Annotated in this window: 2 protein-coding genes; one reads left to right on the forward strand and one right to left on the reverse strand. The window is 61.6% G+C overall.

The window, feature by feature from the left end; translation table 11 throughout:
- On the forward strand, nucleotides 1–749 hold a 749-nt coding region (locus tag NW819_RS07060), incomplete at its 5' end, for an inositol monophosphatase family protein (RefSeq protein WP_414413319.1).
- Here the strand turns inward: NW819_RS07060 and NW819_RS07065 are convergent.
- A partial coding sequence (locus tag NW819_RS07065) for a glycosyltransferase family 2 protein (RefSeq protein ID WP_414413320.1) occupies nucleotides 704–1,590 on the reverse strand: 887 nt, incomplete at its 5' end. The genes NW819_RS07060 and NW819_RS07065 overlap by 46 nt on opposite strands.

Here is a 1,590-nt window from a genome sequence, read left to right on the forward strand (position 1 = left end):
CCAGCGGGACGGAGTCCTTAAAAGCCGACGGCAGCTTGGTAACCTCTTCTGACCAGTGGGCGGATCGCGCTTTTCAAGGGGCCATTGCCGCTGCCTACCCCGATCACGGTTATCTGAGCGAGGAATCCAACCACATTTTTCCCGAGAAGGAGTGGTGTTGGGTAGTGGATCCTTTGGATGGCACCACCAATTTTGCCCGTGGGATCCCCATTTGGGGCAGCTCCTTGGCTTTGCTGCATTGGGGCGTGCCGGTGTTTGGCTGTGTCCATCTGCCGCCCATCCGCCAGACTTTTTACGGTTATTGGCCTCGGTTTCCTGGGGATGCAGCAGCAGGAGCTTTTCTCACCCGCCACGACCGGGATCCCGCCTGTCCCCAGCCAATCCGTCCTAGCACCGCCTCACCCGGCCCCAACCAATTGTTCAATTTCTGTTCCCGCAGCAGCCATTGGATTAGCCCGCAATTCCCTTGCAAAGCGCGGATGTTGGGGGGCGCTGCCTACAACCTGCTGGCGGTGGCCGGTGGCAGCCTTTTGGGGGCGGTAGAACGCTCGCCCAAGATCTGGGATGTGGCGGCAGTGTGGGCCATTGTCAAGGGGGCCGGCGCCGTTTGGGAACCCCTGAGCTGTGCCGATCCGGATCCCGGCCAGCCTCTCATTCCCGGCAAGGATTATGGCCGACTCACTTACCCCGCCCTGGTGGCAGCTCAAGCCGAGTGGATCCCCTTATTTCGCGCCTTCATCGCTCTGTAGCTTTCGTAAACGGCCTGCACGTTGTACCAGTTGAGGAAAAAAATCCGGCACAGCTCCAAGGCCAACTGCGAGCGGCCATGCCGGATCAACCAGCGCAGCAGCGGTTCCACCCGCTTCTCGTTCAGCCAGCCTCCCAGGGATAAAAGGCCCCACAGGAATTGGTGCAGGGGCGTCAGTTGGATCATCAGGCGCACGGCCCAGGTGGGGTGTTTTTGGTAAAAGAGAATACCCATGCGGCCCCGCTGCCGTTCCCGCTCAATCAATCCTGGGATCTGCTGCAGCTCAAAGGGCGGATGCCAGTGGTAGCCGGTGGCCTGGGGGCACTTGACCAGGCGCAGGCCCAAACGTTTTAGCCGCACCCCCAGCTCCAGGTCTTCCCAGCCGTAGAGGTGAAACCGCTCGTCAAAGGGGCCGGCGGGGGTTTCGCAGGCCAGCTCCAACCAATGGCGGGCAATGGCCACGTTGCCGGTGGCGAAAAAGGCTGCCGAAAAATCGGTGGGCTTGAAGGGTTCGGAGCGGGGATCCTGAAAATTGCTCGTGTTGATCACCCGCCCGTAGGTGAAGACCTTAGCCTCGTGGGGGGAGCGGGGATCCCCTGTGACGCCGTGTCGTCGCAGCATCTGGGCGTGGCTGGCCAAGAAGTGATCCACCACCACCAGGTCGCTGTCGATAAAGACGATGAGGGATCCCTGGGCGTGGCGAAACCCCAGGTTGCGGGCAGCGGCGGGGCCACGGTGCTCCTGCTGCAACAGTTTCCACTGGGGCAAGCCGATGGGGTTGTTCTGCAGCCATTCCACTGTGCCATCGGTGGAGCCGTCGTCCACCACCACCACCTCGTAGC

The sequence above is a fragment of the Synechococcus sp. R8-2 genome (assembly GCF_047461715.1).
Lineage (GTDB): Bacteria > Cyanobacteriota > Cyanobacteriia > Thermostichales > Thermostichaceae > Thermostichus.